General features: G+C 66.5%; 1 protein-coding gene. It reads left to right on the top strand.

Annotated elements, in window-relative coordinates; translation table 11 throughout:
- Positions 1 to 177 precede the first annotated feature (177 nt).
- A complete protein-coding gene (locus ACFY01_RS46725) occupies positions 178 to 1,416 on the top strand; it encodes an IS110 family transposase (protein ID WP_390741878.1) in 1,239 nt (412 codons plus the stop codon).
- Positions 1,417 to 1,434 lie beyond the last annotated feature (18 nt).

Here is a 1,434-nt window from a genome sequence, read left to right as displayed (position 1 = left end):
ATGGGGTTCCCGGTCTCCGGGTCCGGTATGACTTGCTCCCCCTGTCGGTCATGGTCGAAAAGGTGGTGTCGCCGGTCTCGGAGGCATTGGCAGACCGCTGATCAGGGGCATGACCGCTCGTACCCGTCCTGGGTGGAGCAGGCCTTCGTAACGTGGATGCCGGCACGCTGATGCCGCATGTGGGACCGGGAAGCGTCTGCTGGGGAGGGGTGTGTGAACGACACGGACGAGATCGATGTGTACCTCGGTCTGGACGTCGGCAAGGGCGAACATCACGGCACCGCACTGACTCCATCGGGAAAGAAGGTGTTCGACAAGCAGCTGCCCAACAACGAGCCACGGCTGCGTGAGCTGTTCGAGAAACTGCAGGCCAAGCATGGAACGGTACTGGTCGTGGTGGACCAGCCAGCCTCGATCGGCGCCCTGCCGCTGAGCGTCGCGCGTGACGTCGGTTGCCGGGTCGCCTATCTTCCAGGTCTCACGATGCGGCGGATCGCCGACCTCTACCCCGGGGAGTCGAAGACCGATGCCCGCGATGCGGCGATCATCGCCGATGCTGCCCGGACCATGCCGCACACCCTGCGGGACCTGGCGGCAGACGACGAGACCGTCGCCGAGCTGACCATGCTCGTGGGCTTCGACGACGACCTGGCCGGCGAGGTGACCCGCATCAAGAACCGTCTGCGCGGGCTCCTGACCCAGATCCATCCCTCTCTCGAGCGGGTCCTGGGACCGCGCCTGGACCATCAGGCTGTCCTGTTCCTCCTCGAACGCCACGGCTCACCAGCACAGTTACGGAAGGCTGGCCGGCGACGGCTGACCTCGCTGCTGCGGCCCAGAGCACCGCGCATGGCCGAACGGCTCGTCGCAGACATCTTCGATGCACTCGATGAGCAGACCGTCGTCGTTCCGGGCACCGACGCTGCTGCACTGATCGTCCCCAGCCTCGCCGCCTCGCTCGCCTCCGTGCTCGACCAACGCAGACTCCTCGCGGCCAGGATCGAGGAACTGCTGGAGGCGCACCCTCTTTCCCCGGTCCTGACCTCCATGCCCGGCATCGGGGTCAGGACCGCAGCCCGCATCCTCATCGACGTCGGAGACGGCAGCGGCTTCGTCACCGCAGGCCACCTGGCCGCCTACGCCGGCTTAGCACCCGCCACCCGCAGATCCGGCTCCTCCATCCGCGGCGAACACCCCTCCCAGCGAGGCAACAAGCAGCTCAAGAGAGCCTTTTACCTCGCCGCGTTCGCCTCCCTGTCACAGCCTGACTCACGCGCCTACTACGACAAGAAACGACGCGAGGGAAAGCACCACGTCGCAGCCCTCGTCTGCCTCGCCCGACGCCGCATCGACGTCCTCTTCGCCATGCTCCGAGACGGAACCTTCTACCAGCCGCCCACCCCGGCCACCGCTTGACGAAAACCATAGGGGCAC

It is taken from the genome of Streptomyces sp. NPDC001480 (genome assembly GCF_042894725.1).
Classification (GTDB): domain Bacteria; phylum Actinomycetota; class Actinomycetes; order Streptomycetales; family Streptomycetaceae; genus Streptomyces.
This window is presented reverse-complemented; position numbering and strand designations above follow the sequence as displayed.